Annotated in this window: 17 protein-coding genes and 1 pseudogene; 14 read left to right on the top strand and 4 right to left on the bottom strand. The window is 42.5% G+C overall.

What is annotated here, in order from left to right:
* Positions 1 to 3: 3 nt before the first annotated feature.
* Entirely contained in the window at positions 4 to 336 is a 333-nt protein-coding gene (locus B5D59_RS16580) for a hypothetical protein (protein WP_040759988.1), read from the bottom strand.
* A 168-nt stretch (positions 337 to 504) separates the two neighbouring features.
* On the opposite strand from B5D59_RS16580, the pseudogene B5D59_RS16575 reads away from it, so the two are divergent.
* Together B5D59_RS16575 and B5D59_RS16570 are read left to right on the top strand one after the other, a co-directional pair.
* Positions 505 to 1,680 (top strand): annotated as a pseudogene (locus tag B5D59_RS16575) (lactate 2-monooxygenase).
* Positions 1,681 to 1,836: 156 nt separating this feature from the next.
* A complete protein-coding gene (locus tag B5D59_RS16570; RefSeq protein ID WP_040759987.1) occupies positions 1,837 to 2,193 on the top strand; it encodes a hypothetical protein in 357 nt (118 codons plus the stop codon).
* Positions 2,194 to 2,257: 64 nt separating this feature from the next.
* On the opposite strand, the gene B5D59_RS16565 is transcribed toward B5D59_RS16570, so the two are convergent.
* Entirely contained in the window at positions 2,258 to 2,590 is a 333-nt protein-coding gene (locus B5D59_RS16565; RefSeq protein ID WP_040759986.1) for a DUF5658 family protein, read from the bottom strand.
* Positions 2,591 to 2,815: 225 nt separating this feature from the next.
* Here B5D59_RS16565 and B5D59_RS16560 point away from each other — a divergent pair, with 225 nt between their 5' ends.
* The 4 genes from B5D59_RS16560 to B5D59_RS16545 are packed head-to-tail and all read left to right on the top strand — an operon-like array spanning position 2,816 to position 5,511.
* Positions 2,816 to 3,178 carry a GntR family transcriptional regulator gene (locus B5D59_RS16560; RefSeq protein ID WP_040760228.1) on the top strand — a complete coding sequence of 121 codons (363 nt, stop codon included), beginning with the start codon at positions 2,816 to 2,818 and terminating at the stop codon, positions 3,176 to 3,178.
* Entirely contained in the window at positions 3,178 to 4,086 is a 909-nt protein-coding gene (locus B5D59_RS16555) for an ATP-binding cassette domain-containing protein (RefSeq protein WP_342746534.1), read from the top strand. The genes B5D59_RS16560 and B5D59_RS16555 overlap by 1 nt, the downstream gene beginning before the upstream one ends.
* Positions 4,058 to 4,804 carry a hypothetical protein gene (locus tag B5D59_RS16550; protein ID WP_040759984.1) on the top strand — a complete coding sequence of 249 codons (747 nt, stop codon included), beginning with the start codon at positions 4,058 to 4,060 and terminating at the stop codon, positions 4,802 to 4,804. Before B5D59_RS16555 ends, B5D59_RS16550 begins: the two co-directional genes overlap by 29 nt.
* Positions 4,801 to 5,511, top strand: coding sequence for a hypothetical protein (locus B5D59_RS16545; protein ID WP_078818716.1), 711 nt, complete (start codon positions 4,801 to 4,803; stop codon positions 5,509 to 5,511). Before B5D59_RS16550 ends, B5D59_RS16545 begins: the two co-directional genes overlap by 4 nt.
* A 50-nt stretch (positions 5,512 to 5,561) precedes the next feature.
* Here the strand turns inward: B5D59_RS16545 and B5D59_RS16540 are convergent, their stop codons facing one another.
* Positions 5,562 to 6,431 (bottom strand): dimethylarginine dimethylaminohydrolase family protein, encoded by an 870-nt coding sequence (locus tag B5D59_RS16540; protein ID WP_078818715.1) that lies wholly within the window; start codon positions 6,429 to 6,431, stop codon positions 5,562 to 5,564.
* A gap of 174 nt (positions 6,432 to 6,605) precedes the next feature.
* On the opposite strand from B5D59_RS16540, the gene selD reads away from it, so the two are divergent.
* The 5 genes from selD (at position 6,606) to B5D59_RS16515 (ending at position 11,201) form a co-directional block, all read left to right on the top strand.
* The gene (selD, locus tag B5D59_RS16535) at positions 6,606 to 7,652 is read left to right on the top strand and encodes a selenide, water dikinase SelD (protein ID WP_078818714.1); all 1,047 of its coding nucleotides are present in this window, start codon (positions 6,606 to 6,608) and stop codon (positions 7,650 to 7,652) included.
* A 21-nt stretch (positions 7,653 to 7,673) separates the two neighbouring features.
* Complete coding sequence (gene mnmH, locus B5D59_RS16530; protein WP_078818713.1) at positions 7,674 to 8,708, top strand: tRNA 2-selenouridine(34) synthase MnmH; 1,035 nt, start codon at positions 7,674 to 7,676, stop codon at positions 8,706 to 8,708.
* Between the two features lie 250 nt (positions 8,709 to 8,958).
* Entirely contained in the window at positions 8,959 to 10,254 is a 1,296-nt protein-coding gene (locus B5D59_RS16525; protein WP_009499228.1) for an MFS transporter, read from the top strand.
* Between the two features lie 120 nt (positions 10,255 to 10,374).
* On the top strand, positions 10,375 to 10,629 hold the full coding sequence (locus B5D59_RS16520) for a PepSY domain-containing protein (RefSeq protein WP_040759981.1): 255 nt from the start codon (positions 10,375 to 10,377) through the stop codon (positions 10,627 to 10,629).
* Between the two features lie 92 nt (positions 10,630 to 10,721).
* Complete coding sequence (locus B5D59_RS16515; protein WP_078818712.1) at positions 10,722 to 11,201, top strand: GAF domain-containing protein; 480 nt, start codon at positions 10,722 to 10,724, stop codon at positions 11,199 to 11,201.
* A 41-nt stretch (positions 11,202 to 11,242) separates the two neighbouring features.
* On the opposite strand, the gene B5D59_RS16510 is transcribed toward B5D59_RS16515, so the two are convergent.
* Positions 11,243 to 12,565, bottom strand: a complete 1,323-nt coding sequence (locus tag B5D59_RS16510; protein ID WP_009499225.1) for a sodium-dependent transporter — start codon at positions 12,563 to 12,565, stop codon at positions 11,243 to 11,245.
* A 172-nt stretch (positions 12,566 to 12,737) separates the two neighbouring features.
* Here B5D59_RS16510 and B5D59_RS16505 point away from each other — a divergent pair, with 172 nt between their 5' ends.
* Genes B5D59_RS16505 through B5D59_RS16495 form a run of 3 tightly spaced genes read left to right on the top strand, consistent with a single transcriptional unit; the run spans position 12,738 to position 14,686 of the window.
* Positions 12,738 to 13,190 (top strand): helix-turn-helix transcriptional regulator, encoded by a 453-nt coding sequence (locus tag B5D59_RS16505; protein ID WP_078818711.1) that lies wholly within the window; start codon positions 12,738 to 12,740, stop codon positions 13,188 to 13,190.
* Positions 13,191 to 13,206: 16 nt separating this feature from the next.
* Positions 13,207 to 14,352, top strand: coding sequence for a substrate-binding domain-containing protein (locus B5D59_RS16500; protein ID WP_009499223.1), 1,146 nt, complete (start codon positions 13,207 to 13,209; stop codon positions 14,350 to 14,352).
* A 31-nt stretch (positions 14,353 to 14,383) separates the two neighbouring features.
* Positions 14,384 to 14,686: a hypothetical protein gene (locus B5D59_RS16495; RefSeq protein WP_078818710.1), complete on the top strand. Its 303-nt coding sequence runs from the start codon at positions 14,384 to 14,386 to the stop codon at positions 14,684 to 14,686.
* Positions 14,687 to 14,952 lie beyond the last annotated feature (266 nt).

The raw sequence follows: 14,952 nt of genomic DNA, 5'->3' as shown, positions 1-14,952 counted from the left end.
TTTTTATTGTCCCTGACCATCCTCATTATTTTCATTTTCACTCTCTTTCTTTGTTGTTTTTTTCAAAAGAGCTTCTCTGAGTGGATTTGATTTCAAGTCCGTTGCATTTTCTGTTTCGGTAATTATTTTTTGTGAATTTTTTTCTTCTAAAAATTCCTCTACCTGTGTCTTTAATTGCTCTACAGTTTGCTTAAGTTTTTCTTTTTGGACCTCTGTAAGGCGTTGCTTTGTTTCCTCTGTACTAACTTTATTCTTGGTAAATAAGTCTGAAACAAAAAGTTCCATTAACTGATTTGACAGCCCATAGAGTTGGTCGCGATTATTCTTCTTCTCCAATTCATTCACCTCCTATTGCATTTACTAATATGTATACTCTACTTTGGAGGAAACGGCAGGGCGTCTGCTGGCAACTGTATTAGAATGAAAGGGTTTCTTTTTAAAATGAATATCTGCTATACTAGTAAAATATTGTTGGAATATTCTGAATAAATAAGAGGAGTGAGCATGCGTAATATTGGAAATCAAATTCAATATCAGATTTACATGACAATGCAAAATCCTGATCCAAACAGATTGCCAGTCACATATGAGGAATGGGAGAAACTCGCAAGAGAAAAGTTGCAAGATGGTCCTTTTTATTATATTGCTGGTGGCGCTGGCGGAGAACAGACAATGCAATCCAATTTGAAAGCATTTACACATTGGCAACTCTTGCCTCGAATGTTGAACAATGTGGATGATCGTGATTTATCTATTGAACTATTTGGTAAGACATATCCTTATCCTGTATTTCATGCCCCAATTGGTGTCCAATCAATTATTCATCCAGACGGTGAAATTGCCTCCGCAAAAGCATGTGCAGAGTTAGGTATCCCATATATCGCAAGTTCAGCAACTTCTGTCTCTATGGAGAAGATTGCTGAAGTGATGGGTGATGCCCCTAAATGGTTTCAATTATATTGGAGCAGAGATCCAGACATAGCGGCCAGTTTTTTTAAGCGTGCAGAAGCCTCAGGCTATTCGGCGATCGTCGTGACACTCGATACGCCGATGATGGCATGTCGAGAGTATGATTTGAAAAATATATATTTGCCGTTTTTGGCGGGGGAAGGAGTGGGAAACTATTTCTCAGATCCAGTATTTTGTGCAAAACTGGAAAAATTTCCAATTGAAGTTCCGCAAGCCGTCATCCTACATTGGACAAAGATTTTTGGAAACACGAGCTTAACATGGAAGGATATTAATTTCTTAAAAAGGAACATACGAGTTTGCCAATTATTTTGAAAGGCATTCTTCACCCTGCGGATGCACAGCAAGCAATGGAGTTTGGAGTAGATGGCATCATAGTTTCCAACCATGGCGACAGACAAGTAGATGGAGCAATCGGAGCATTGGAAGCGTTGCCTGCAATTTGTGAAGTTGTTCAAGACCGAATCCCTGTACTGATGGATAGTGGAATTCGTCGAGGATCAGATGTGATCAAAGCGATAGCACTCGGGGCGAAGGCAGTTTTGGTCGGGAGGCCGCATATGTATGGACTCGCTGTTGCGGGACAGCAAGGCGCGAAAGAAGTACTTCAAAATATAGTTGCCGACCCTAGATATCACTCTAGGACTTGCAAGATCTAATTCAGTCAGAGAGTTGGATGTGGACATATTAAGAGAATCGAGAACCGATTAAGATAAAAAACCTTCAAAAACATAAGGCTTTTGAAGGTTTTTCTGGATACTTACGACAAATAGGGTGGATGCTAGCCAGTATCCACCCTATACTGATTAGATAATTCATCCAATCAGTATGCTGAAATATATACCAATGAAAGGAAGGTGAGAGGGTTTGGGGTTTACAGGACTATTATTTTTATTCATGAGTATGCTTATGGTAGCTGTGCTCTTACTTGCAGTACACCTACATAAGAATCATGGTGCAGGACCAAGACCATACATATTTTCAGTTCTCAGTCTTAGCCTGCTTTTACTCAATGTGCTGCTCTTTATCATCATGTTATTTACGGTGGTTCCTGATATAGTTGATCGATTGTTTTTCCCCTATGGGAGCATCGTATGTGGGATGGGAATTATAGCCACATTTTTTGAAGTAAGGAATAACAAAATCTTCGCATTAGCTACAGCGACCGTTACGTTAAACAGTTTATTAGTCCTGCTGCTTGTTTTAGCCATTTCGGGCATGTAAATGACTCGTAATGCTGTATAAAGGAAAAAGGGTATCACAAAAGATAGCCCTTTTTTATAGAATTTTAAATTGCGACTACGACCAGCCAAAAAATATGGATACACATAACGGCTATATACAGGAACAAGGCGGTCGTCAAAGAAATACGCAATACTATGCCTGACTTACTGATCGTGATTATATATAAAAGTAGTAAAGGCAGCCCTAGTTTGACAATGTAGAACATTGGAATGCTTTGCTCATACAGCAACGCAACGAGTACATTTGCTTCTTGGATATGACCGGAACGAATGCCATAGTCGGTGAATACAGCATCTAATAAACATAAACAAACTAATAGAAAGCCGGCATTCAGTAACCGGTTCTGTTGGATGGGCAAGTCTTTTACGGTATTCATTTGATTCGCTCCTAACATACATTGTAAATAAGTAGGATGTGTCAAAAGCGGGCGATTTATTCACACGAATTGATGCCGTTAAATAAATAGGATGGATTGAAAAGATGCCTGGTAGTTATCCTGCATCTTTTTTGTGTTTATTTGCTTTTCTTAAATATAAAATGTATAGTACATGACAACAGTAATGTACTGGGTAACCAGAAGGTGGTGAAGCTCTTGCTGGAGATGGATGGGGAAAAACCAATTTATGTACAGATAGCAGAATGGCTGGAGAGAGAGATTATTGACGAAACACTGAAAACAGATGCCAAAGTATATTCACAATACCAGTTGGCGGAGCTTTTTAATATTAATCCCGCGACTGCCGGGAAGGGGCTGACGATTTTGCTGGATGCGGAACTCATTTATAAAAAGCGCGGCCTTGGTACATTTGTGTCGGCAGATGCACGAAAGAAGTTGTTGGCGAAAAGAAAAGATCGGACATTACGCCGTCTAGTACATGAGCTGCTCGACGAAGCAAAATTATTAGGCATAGAAGAAGAGCAGCTTTTCCAATTAATTCGGGCAGAGCGAAAGGAGAGACTATGATGCAAACTGTTACACTACGAGACGTGACGAAAAAATATCGATCCCTCACCATATTGGATAAAGTCAATCTGGACATTCGGGAAAGCGTCATTACTGGCGTGGTAGGACGAAACGGTGCGGGGAAGACGACGCTGCTGAAGATGATTGCAGGCTTTATGAAAGAGTCTAGTGGCGAGTTGAGGGTGTTTGGTGAGCGTCCTTTTAACAGTCTCTCCGTCTCTGCAAATATGATTTTTATTGATGATCTGATGGGATTTCCAGACTCTTTGACGTTGGGTGATATTTTAGTAGAGTGCGAACGTTTTTATGCGAATTGGGATGGAGAACTAGCTAAACGATTATTGGAGTACTTTTCCTTACCGCTAATTTTGAATCATCGGGTGCTATCTAAAGGGAAGCGCAGTACATTTAATGCAGTTGTCGGGATTGCAGCACGTTGTCCGTTGACGATGTTCGATGAGCCAATTACAGGAATGGATTCGGCTGCGTGCCGAGATTTCTATCGGGCATTGTTGAAAGATTATATTGCACATCCGAGGACAATTTTATTATCAAGCCACCATGTGGAAGAGATGGAAGACATTTTGGAAGATATTTTACTGATCGATGGGAAAGGTATCGGGTTTCATGGTCCCATCACTGAGTTGCAAGAAAAGTTCTTATTACTGCAAGGGAAACTAGAGGTATTGGAGAAGTATGCCAATAAATATGCAGTCATTCACCGTTCTTCAGCTGGTCCAATTTCTGAATGGATTGTTGATAGTGAACACACAGAAGCGGAACTAAAAGAATTGAAGCAAGCAGGCATCCGTATTTCAGCAGTGTCGGCGAGTAATGCATATTTAGCGATGACAGGTCAGACGAGAGGAGGGGTGGATGATGTTTTCAACGCAATGGAGCGTGCATGAGCTGGCGAAGCGCCAGTTTTTATTCAAATTTAACGCCAATGGACCGATTTTCACGATGTTGATCGTGTTGCAGATCATTTCTACAGTGTTCTTAAGCGGTGCATCTACTTCTACCTCTTCGTACGAGGACGGGGACACACTACTATCGTTTAACTATGCGAATGTATCTAATGATGGTCAGGTAGGGTTGACGTTGTTTTGGGCATTTATCGTAGGCTTTTTGCTAACTTCCGCTGCCCAGCGAAATGAATCCTTTGCCTTTGTGACGAATCGTTTGACCTTTCAGCTGGCCAACTTCTATTTCTTCTGTATGGCAGCGCTATTTGGCGGTGTGACGACAGTTTTGCTAGGATCGGTTATGAAAATTGTTGCGATTTTCAATGACAATGCCATCATTGAAACGAGTGGCTTATTTTCGGCTCCTTTAGACTTCTTTTCGCAAATTATTGCGATGACGGCCTATACGTTGCTGCTCATGCTTGTCGGCTATACACTTGGCACATTCATTCAGTTCAGCAAGCTATTCATTGCGCTGTTTGCTTTGATCTGGATTGCCTTTACGCAAATCTCATTCGGCAGTGACAGCAACGGTTTATTAAATTTCTTTTATGGAGAGACTTCTATTCTACTATTCATATTGAAAGTTTTGATTGCCATAGCGCTATTATTCGGTGTAAGTTTTTGGGTGACGAATCGGTTGGAGGTGAGAAATCCATGATGATGTTTGCAATCGTGATGCCCATCCTTTTGATAATAGGTATACTGACGATTATGATGGTAGTGAAAAGTATGGGTAATGTGCGAGTAAAAAAGAAGTTTCATCACAAGCTGATCATAGGGTATCTTGCGCTGCTGGTTATCGTGTTGATAGTGGCAGAAATAATGGTACAGAATCATCAAATGGAGCCACCGCCGACAGTAACTTCGAGCGAGGCTGGGTTCGACTTGAGATACGCGATCGATCAGGGGGCACCTATCCCGGAACGCCTGATTGCGGCTCAAAGAACGCATGAAGTGGAAGGAGAGTTCTCGTTACCCAAATTCTATAGACACGCATATATTCTAATTGAGCGAACGCCGGAAGAAAGCAATACAATTGAAGAAACAGTCTATAAGCCTGAATTACTGACAGGGTTTGATGAATCAGGTGGGATATATTATGATTTATCAGATCAACTGCAAATCGAATTGCCAATTTGGGACAGTCATTCTATGTCTGTGCCAAAACAACCGATAAATAAAATTCAGTATACGTTTTATCACGACTCGAATATGTTGAATCAATTCACCGGGGTACAAAATCACGGCTATAGTTCAGGTATGGTTTCAGGCGTGATAACCATTCACTTAGTCATACCCGAGTCGGTTGAGTTGGATATTCAGGAAACGGGTGACGAATACGGCGATTATATAGAATTCCTTTGACAACAAATAAAACCTGTCCGTAGCTCATACAGCCATGGACAGGTTTTATTTTACCCACGTTCGATCGGCATGGAACAACATCTGAAAGAGCCGCCGGATTTGATAATCTCGGAGAAATCGACCTCTATGACATGGAATCCATTTGCGCGTAATGCCATGTTGACCTGATGATTTTGTGGCAGGCTAAAGACGTGCCCTTTACCGATTGAGAGTACATTTGTGCCGAGTGAAAACTGCTCGTCTGCCGATACTTCAATCAATTGGTATGAAGCGGCGAGCTCCTTGAGTGTTTCCCGGTCGAATGCAGATGGAAAAATAAGCGCCTTCTCAGGTGAGAGAATATTGAATACACAGTCAAGATGCAAATAGCGCCCGTCAAAAGGTACGCGTTTAATTTTGTAATCGGGCAACTTCTTTTCAAGCTGGTTAATGGCTTCTTTTGACGTACGGCTGCTGATTCCGACATAGACGGTGCCTCGATCAACGATAATATCGCCGCCTTCCATCCGCTCCGTTGCAGATTGATAGGGGACAGCTTCCTCTGACAACCATTCTTTGAGCGGCGCCTCTTCCCCTTTTCGGATATCCGCTGCCAAGTCGGCGATGAACACTTCATCTCCAATAGTAAATCCAATATCCCGCGTGAAAACTTGCTCAGGAAATTCAGAAGATGCAGGTAGTGTGATGACTTCTACATCATGCTCTTTCAGTAATTCTTCAAATTGGGCGTGCTGTTTCATTGCACGCTGCTTATTGATATTTTCATCTTCATACTGTTTTTGTACTTCGTTGATGGCTTCTTCAATCGCCATAAATTTTGGCGGGCATAGGATCACCCGGCGCAATGTATCGTATTCTGTTATACATTTTATAGTGGATGTTTTTTGTGCATGAGCTACCAATGTTTGTGTACCTCCCATTTTGTGAAACTTCCTTTCTATTCCCTTAATTTTGATTGGGTAAACATTTTCTGACGAATGGAATAGGTTGTTCAAATGATTGGCGGAGGAGGAGCATCACAAGTCCTAATTCAGTATGACCATTGAAGTTTATGGTAAAATTAAGGTACTACAAATGAAAGGTTGATTTCGACTATGCGAAATTCTACTGTAAAACTGACTGCTTTATCTTCCAAAGGGGGTTGTGGCTGTAAAATTGGTCCAGCTGACCTTGCTGAAGTATTACATACACTGCCTCCTGGTTTAACGGATCCCAATTTACTTGTAGGGCTTGACACAAGTGATGATGCGGGAGTTTATAAATTGAATGACACAACAGCTATCGTTCAAACATTGGACTTCTTCACACCAATCGTCAATGATCCGTATGATTTTGGACAAGTGGCGGCAGCAAATGCAATCAGTGACGTCTACGCAATGGGCGGCAAACCGATCACAGCATTGAACATCGTGGCATTTCCGATCCATACATTGGAACGCAGTATATTGACGGAGATTCTACGGGGAGCAGGCGATAAACTGAAGGAAGCGGGCGCCGTGTTGGTTGGCGGACATTCCATTGACGATCAAGAACCTAAGTTCGGCATGCAGGTGACAGGTACGGTTCATCCTGATAAGATCCGGACGAATGCAGGGGCTAAACCCGGGGACCGTTTAATTTTGACGAAACCAATTGGCGTAGGCATCATGACAACTTCATTGAAGAATGAGTTATTGACGGAAGAAGAAATCACCCAGGTCACTGGCGTCATGACAACGCTCAATAAAACAGCTGCTGAAGTGATGGATGGCTACAATGTACATGCATCTACCGACGTGACGGGTTTTGGATTGCTTGGACATGCGTCCGAAATGGCGAAAGGCAGCGGCGTATGCTTGCGTATCAATAGTGAAAAAGTGCCTGTCTTACCCCGCACAAGAGAATTGGCGGAAGCGGGTTCTGTGCCGGGCGGAACGAAAAATAACTTTGCTCACTTGGAAGGCGTTGTCGACTATCCAGAGTCGATGGATCAAGTAGACAGATGGATTTTATGTGATGCAGTAACTTCAGGCGGCTTGCTAGTTTCAGTTGCAGGCGAGGAAGCTGATCGCCTTCTAAAACAATTACGCGAAGAGGGCGTGGATGCGCATTTGATTGGAGAAGTGACCGGTGAGCAAGAGGGCCGAATTATCGTGCAGTAATTCAAGGAGATGGTGAAGGACATGGTACGGGATATTACATTGACAGATGCATTGGATTTACAGAAAACAAAAGCACATATATTAGTCGATGTCCGCTCGCCAAAAGAGTTTGAAGAAGCCACTATTCCAGGCAGCTTAAACATTCCTATTTTTACAGATGAAGAACGTGCCGAAGTAGGTACATTGTATAAGCAGGTTGGCAAGCAAGCGGCAATGGATCGAGGATTAATGATTTTCTCTCGGAAACTTCCATCATTTATCAAAGCATTTCAGCAAATTGAATCACCAATCACTGTCTTTTGTTGGCGTGGCGGCATGCGAAGCAAAACGGCAGTAACGGTACTTGAATTGATGGGTATACGAGCAAATCGTATAATCGGTGGGATTCATACCTACCGACAATGGGTAATAAAACGTCTCGGGGAGCCATTTACTCCTCAGTTGCTTGTGTTAAACGGCTATACAGGAAGCGGTAAGACGAAGATTCTGCATAAGCTAAGGGAAGATGGCTACCCGGTGATTGATTTGGAAGGGATGGCAGGACACCGCGGCTCGATTTTTGGGCAAATTGGTGTAAAGCCGAATAATCAAAAGCGATTTGAAATGCTATTGGCCGAAAAGTTAGTGGAGTATGCGGATCAGCCATATGTATTTATCGAAGGGGAAAGTAAACGGATCGGCCAGGTACATATGCCGCCAGAGTTATATGAGAAAAAAGAACAGAGTTCGCAATGGATCATCCAGCTGCCGACAGCTGTACGTGTAGAAGAAATCCTTTCCGAGTATGAGCCGGATAAAAATCCTTCCAAGTTTTTAGAAGCGTTCGAGCTGATTCGAAAGCGAATTCATCAGCCGATTGCTATGCAAATCCAAAATGATTTAGAAAACGGCCGATTTGCTGAAGCAGTTGAACAGTTGTTGACTTATTACTACGATCCACAATATGAACATTCCGTTGCACGTTTTGCGAAGTCGGGTGAACATGTGATTCAGGTCGATACTGTGCAGGAAGCGTATGAAGAATGTTTGGAAAGGTATAAAGAACTGGCGAAGTAAGAAGCTAAATTGAGGAACAATTTGTTTGGGACTGCCTTTTGAAGTTGTAGTGGGCGTACTTGGTGAGTTCCTTCAAAGTTAAAGAGCAATCCTTGAAAATAAGGACTGCTTTTTTCTTTTTGCAATGTATAGAATTTTCCGCTATACGTTGGCGGGGATATGATAAGATGAATGAAGTCTAAAAACCAAGGACCTAAATGAGCAGCTATAGATGACTAGGTGACGTTCCTAGAGATAGTGGAGGGGGAAAATGGCAAGCAAGCAAAAAGACTTTTCATACTATACACATTCCAAGGAAGCTCAGCAGAAATTGTACAAGCGCTCTTTGATTGTCGTAATAATTTCTCAAATATTTAGTGGAGCTGGATTGGCGGCAGGGATTACAGTTGGCGCACTATTGATTCAGGAGATGACTGGCAATGAGAACTTGGCAGGGATGCCAATTGCGCTTTCTACATTCGGTTCTGCTATTTCTGCATACCTTGTTGGAAGACTCTCGCAACGATATGGCCGAAGACTTGGTTTAGGAGCTGGCTTTATAACTGGTGGGATTGGTGCGATCGGAGTCATAATGGCTGCGATGATGGGCAGTTTAACAATCTTATTTCTGTTCCTACTTATTTACGGAGCAGGCACGTCTTCGAACTTGCAAGCTCGTTATGCAGGCACTGATTTAGCCAATGAAAAGCAGCGGGCTACAGCAGTCAGCCTAGCGTTAGTTTCTACTACTGTAGGAGCTGTCGCTGGACCTAATCTCGTACTGCCAATGGGCCATGTAGCTGATTTTATTGGGATCCCTACACTGACTGGGGTCTTTTTATTGGCTGGTATTGCCTATATTTTAGCAGGTCTCACCTTCCTGGTCTTTTTACGGCCGGATCCGCTGCTGGTGGCGCGTGAAATAGAGCTGGCTGCAGAAAAAGACAGAAAGAGCATTGAGGATGGGCAACTTACTCACCGCCAAACGACGAGTCGGATGGGAGTATGGGTAGGTGCAATTGTTCTTGTATTATCCCATGGAGTGATGGTCGCTATCATGACCATGACACCTGTACATATGCAGCATCATGGGGCTGAATTGTCGGGTATCGGCTTGGTAATAGGGCTACATATTGCCGGTATGTATTTGCCATCAATCTTTACAGGTGTATTGGTAGATCGTATTGGTCGTCCTGCTATGGTAATCGCGTCAGGTCTGACTTTGGCATTATCGGGTATTCTCGCTGCTTATGTGGCGGGAGGATCGGTTTTCTGGATGTCTATTTCATTGATTCTCTTAGGTGCAGGCTGGAATTTCGGATTGATTAGTGGAACAGCCATCGTCATTGACTCGACTGATGTGCTGACGCGTGCGAAGACTCAGGGTAGTATTGATGTATTTGTTGCGTTGGCTGGAACCGCAGGAGGTTTGGCATCGGGGTTAATCGTGGCATTCTCTAGTTTTGCCCTGCTGAGTTTTCTGGGAGTGTATATCTCGTTACTACTAATCCCACTGATTATCTGGATGCGCTATAAAGAGAAGAAACCCCTTGTTGATTCTATTTGAACTAATTATTTCCGGGGAAATATTGCATAATTCCTCATTAAACGACAGTGGATGATTAGGCACATTATTTCATTTCTTCGCATAGATTGATAGCGAGTGAAGAAATGGAGGGATCTTGTATTGAATCAACAACGAGAAGGGCAAAACCCTAATTGGGTAAATCACTGGCAACATCCACAGTATCGAAGAATTTCGATGGAACAGGCGAATGAAATTGCATTGCGACAAGTACCGGGGCAAGTGGTGAAAGCAGAGTTGGAATATGATGATGGAATTCTAATTTATGAAATTGACATTCGAAATGAACAGGGACATAAGTATGAAGTAAAGGTAGATGCTGTAACGGGTGAGGTTTTGAGGGTTAAATTGGATTGACTTGCAATGTAGGTGGAGTTTGAATACTTTTCCCTAGATGTTATTCTGTGTATGATTAAGAAAAGACCTTAATCAGAAAGCAGGGAAAAGCAATGTATACAACTATTGATTATTCAAACAATTCAAAGGAAAAGTATAAGCAACTTTCAGCGCAACTAGATGCCTTAGTGTCTGGTGAACCGAATGTCTACGCTAATTTAAGCAATGCCTCAGCTTTACTTAATCAGTTCTTTGACCGCATCAATTGGGTTGGATTCTATTTGATGGATGGCGAGGAATTAGTGCTTGGACCATTTCAAGGATTGCCGGCTTGCATCCGCATTCCGCTAGGCAGAGGGGTTTGTGGAACGGTGGCACAGTCGAAAGAAGGGCTAGTCGTCCCTGACGTCAATGCCTTTCCTGGACATATCGCATGTGATGCAGCTTCTCGTTCGGAAATTGTCGTGCCGCTTATTAAAAATGGAGAAGTATTTGGGGTACTGGATATCGACAGCCCTGAATTAAATCGTTTTACTGAAGAGGATCTAACAGGACTTATGCAATTGGCAGCTGTTCTGATGAAGCATATCTAAAAAAGCACGCTGGAGTGATTAAGTTCACTCCGGCGTGCTTTTTACATTCCGAATATCCAAGAAAAGAAAATCACTACGATTGCCAATGGCGCAAAGTAACGAACGATTACTTTCCAGAGGGAGTGAAGAGCAGAGTTCATACGTAGCTCCTCTGCAGTATCTTCTTTCGTCAGGATAAAACCGGCAAAAAGTGAAACTGCCAATGCTCCAATCGGCATGGCAATTCGGCTCGTCAGCAAGTCAGCGAAATCAAATATCGTATTGCCAAATACGTTTACGTCCGACAATAAGCCGAAGGATAACGCGCTTGGAATACCGACCAAGAAGATCAGCCCGCCGAATACCCATGAAGCACGCCTTCTCCGGTCATGTTTATTACGGATTCCGGTTGAAACGACAATTTCAAGCATCGCAATTGAAGAAGTAATCGTCGCGAACAACATCAATAGGAAGAATATGATTAAAAATACGGCGCCAAATGGAATTTCATTGAAAATGGCAGGCAAGATCACGAAGATCAACCCAGGCCCTGCCGCAGGTGAGTGACCGAGCGCGAATACCGCTGGAAAAATCACAAGACCTGCCAGAATGGAAATTCCGATATTCAATATTGATACATTAAATGCAGACTGACCGAGCTTCTCTTCTTTTGAAAGATAGGAAGCATACGTCATCATCGCAGTGACACCGACACTTAACGAAAAGAATGCTTGTCCCAAAGCGACAAGAAAAGTAGTTCCGTTAAAATAACTCCAATCGGGGACGAATAAAAAACGAACACCTTCCATTGCTCCTTCGAGAGTCAATGATCGAATTGCTAAGACGATGAAAGATAGAAATAATAAAGGCATGATCCAGCGGCTGGCACGTTCAATTCCGCCACGAATCCCACTTTGCACGATCCAAATGGTCAGTCCCATGAACAGTGCTTGTGCAAGGAGTACTTCCACTGGATTTGCAATAATAGAGTCGAATAATTCACCGTAATCTAGCTCTCCCAAGTTAAAAGTAAAAGCTCTCGCCAAATAGGATAAAATCCAACCTCCGACAACGCTGTAAAAGGACAAAATAATAAAAGATGAAGCGAGACCCATCCAGCCAACCCAAGCCCAGTTGCGTCCGGTCGATAACTTCTTCAGAGATGTGACAGCGTCTGCCTGTCCCCTTCTCCCAATTACAAACTCCGCCAATAAAATAGGCAAACCAATCAGCAACGTACAAATGATAAATAATAGGACAAATACGCTGCCTCCATTTGTTCCTGCCATATAGGGGAATTTCCAGATGGCTCCTAATCCGATAGCACTGCCTGCAGCTGCTAAAATAAATCCAATCTTAGAAGTCCATTGTTCACGCTGTTTCATATAAGTCCTCGTTTCCTGTACATAATGACAAATTCACTAAATCCTATCATAATTTTGAGAAAAAAGCGATAGTGAATGGATTTACAGAGAGTTTTGAAAACTTCTTGCATTACTTTATCTATAGGTGTAATATTACACCAATAGATATAAAATGTAACCATGAGGTGAATGTATGAACCAACAAGAATTGACAGATTTGATATCTCTTAAGCTACGGGTTGTACGCTTGGAAAGAGAATACTCTCAACAGAAGATGGCGAACGTGCTTGGTCTCTCCAAAAAGACATTGATCCAGATCGAAAAGGGCAGGGCCGCTGCGAGCTGGACTGCCGTTATTGCAATATGCGCGCTATTTCGTGAAAGTGATGTCTTGCAAGCGACAGTAGGCGGCGATCCTTTAGAAGTGCTTGAAACGATTGCACATGACGGGATAGATCGACCGATTGATCAGTCGATGGGCGGTAAAGTGTGGTGGCGAGAGCTTGAAACGAATGGACGATTTCGTTTGCAGCAAAACTTGATCAGCCAGCATTTTCGTATTTTAGATGACGAACATTTTCGGTGGTATAGTTCATTTGATGAAGAGGAAGCGAGACATCGCTTGAGCGAATTGAATAAAAAGTAGAAAGGAGAGAGTTGGAATGTTCACACCCATTGTGTTTGCTGTGTTTTTTCTGATTATGATTTTGTTTTTCACAGCGATTGGCCTATTCTATTTGTTATTTATGGGTTTAGTACATTATATCCCGTTAGTGATTGGAGCGGTTGTAATTTTATATATATGGATTGTAATGATGATTTTTCACTTTTTCAATACGAAGGAGCGGAAAGTAAAGTTTGGAGCTATTGCCGGAGTAGTCTTGCTCGGTACTTCGGTTTGGCCAATTTATCAGGCTTACAAAGATAGTATTCCAACAGTAGATGCAGAGGTTGATATCTATTATTATGAGCCTTTCTCAAAGAACTCGAAGCTTGCAGATCTAGATGAACCTGCAACATTGCAGCTGAAAGATCAGTTGCCAAAAATCGATGGGGCGACTGCGCTGTATCCGCTGTATGCCGCATTCACTCAGGCGGTCTACCCTGAAAAGGAATATAGTCCGTATGATAGTGAAGTGATGGTCAATACGACACCGGAAGCGTACCAAAATTTAATTCAAGGCAAGGTAGATGTGATCTTGGCGGCAGGACCGTCCGATGCACAACTGAAAATGGCAGAGCAAAAGGGAGTGGAATTGGAGCTGACCCCGATTGGGCGAGAAGCCTTTGTATTTTTCCTCAATCAAAAAAATCCAATAGACAGTTTACAGTTGCAGCAAATCCAGGATATCTATGCAGGAAAGATCACCAATTGGCAAGAAGTCGGTGGGAAAAATGAACCGATCCGCGCATTTCAGCGACCCCCAGACAGCGGAAGCCAAACTGCATTGGAGCGGTTGATGGGTGACATCCCGATCATGGAAGCCCCAAAAGAAAATGTACCTGAAGGAATGGGCGGCATCATCAAAGAAGTATCGATGTATCGCAATTACAAAAATGCCATTGGGTATACATTCCGCTATTACTCAACGGAAATGGTGGGCAACGATCAGATTAAGCTGCTGGCAATTGACGGAGTAGCACCGACAAAGGAAACAATTCGTAATCACGAGTATCCGATTTCATCTGAATTTTATGCTGTGACAGCAGGGACTGACAATCCGAACGCAAAGAGGTTCATAGATTGGATGGTGTCTCCGCAAGGACAGGAATTGGTGGAGAAAGTGGGCTATGTGCCGGTTAAGTAAACTTGATGGAAACAGATAGGGATGGATTGTAATGAAGATCGTGATTTCAATAATTTCCAGCATGATAATAGCGACAATCCTAGGTGTGTATGGTCAGGGGTTGGCTTATTTCATGACAGAGCATGCAATAGACATTAATCCGGTGTACTATTTGACTGTGTTTACTGTGATGAGCATGTTGTTGTATATAGTCAGTTTTGTTTTAGCATATTTAGTAATGAAGAAAGAAAAGGTGAGTGGAGGAAGTGCTGTTTTTAGTCTTCTCGTAATCAGTATCGTCGCCGTTCCGGTTTCCATGTTTTCATTTTTCGCTATGGCGATGTGGTGGGGATAAGATGGTGGTTTTATAATTGAAGAACTCAAGTATATTTTAATCTCAGAACTTAAAAGAGACTAAGTCAAAAAATGAGACTGGGACAAAAGGATTCCAAACGATTCCAAAACATTCAATCAAAGTTTTGTAAAATGGTTCGGTTTTTTCTAATGCAAAGGAATTGCAGACTTAGAGCTGCCTATGGAATTTCCGCTGCGGGCAGGGACGCTTTCTTACCTCTAGTCAAGGGTTTTGTTAGAATAAAAGATACGTACTATGATTTACTA

The sequence above is a fragment of the Sporosarcina newyorkensis genome (genome assembly GCF_900167515.1).
In the GTDB taxonomy this organism is placed as follows: Bacteria; Bacillota; Bacilli; order Bacillales_A; family Planococcaceae; genus Sporosarcina; species Sporosarcina newyorkensis.
Note: the sequence above shows the minus strand (reverse complement) of the source record. Positions and strands in the feature narration are given on the sequence as shown.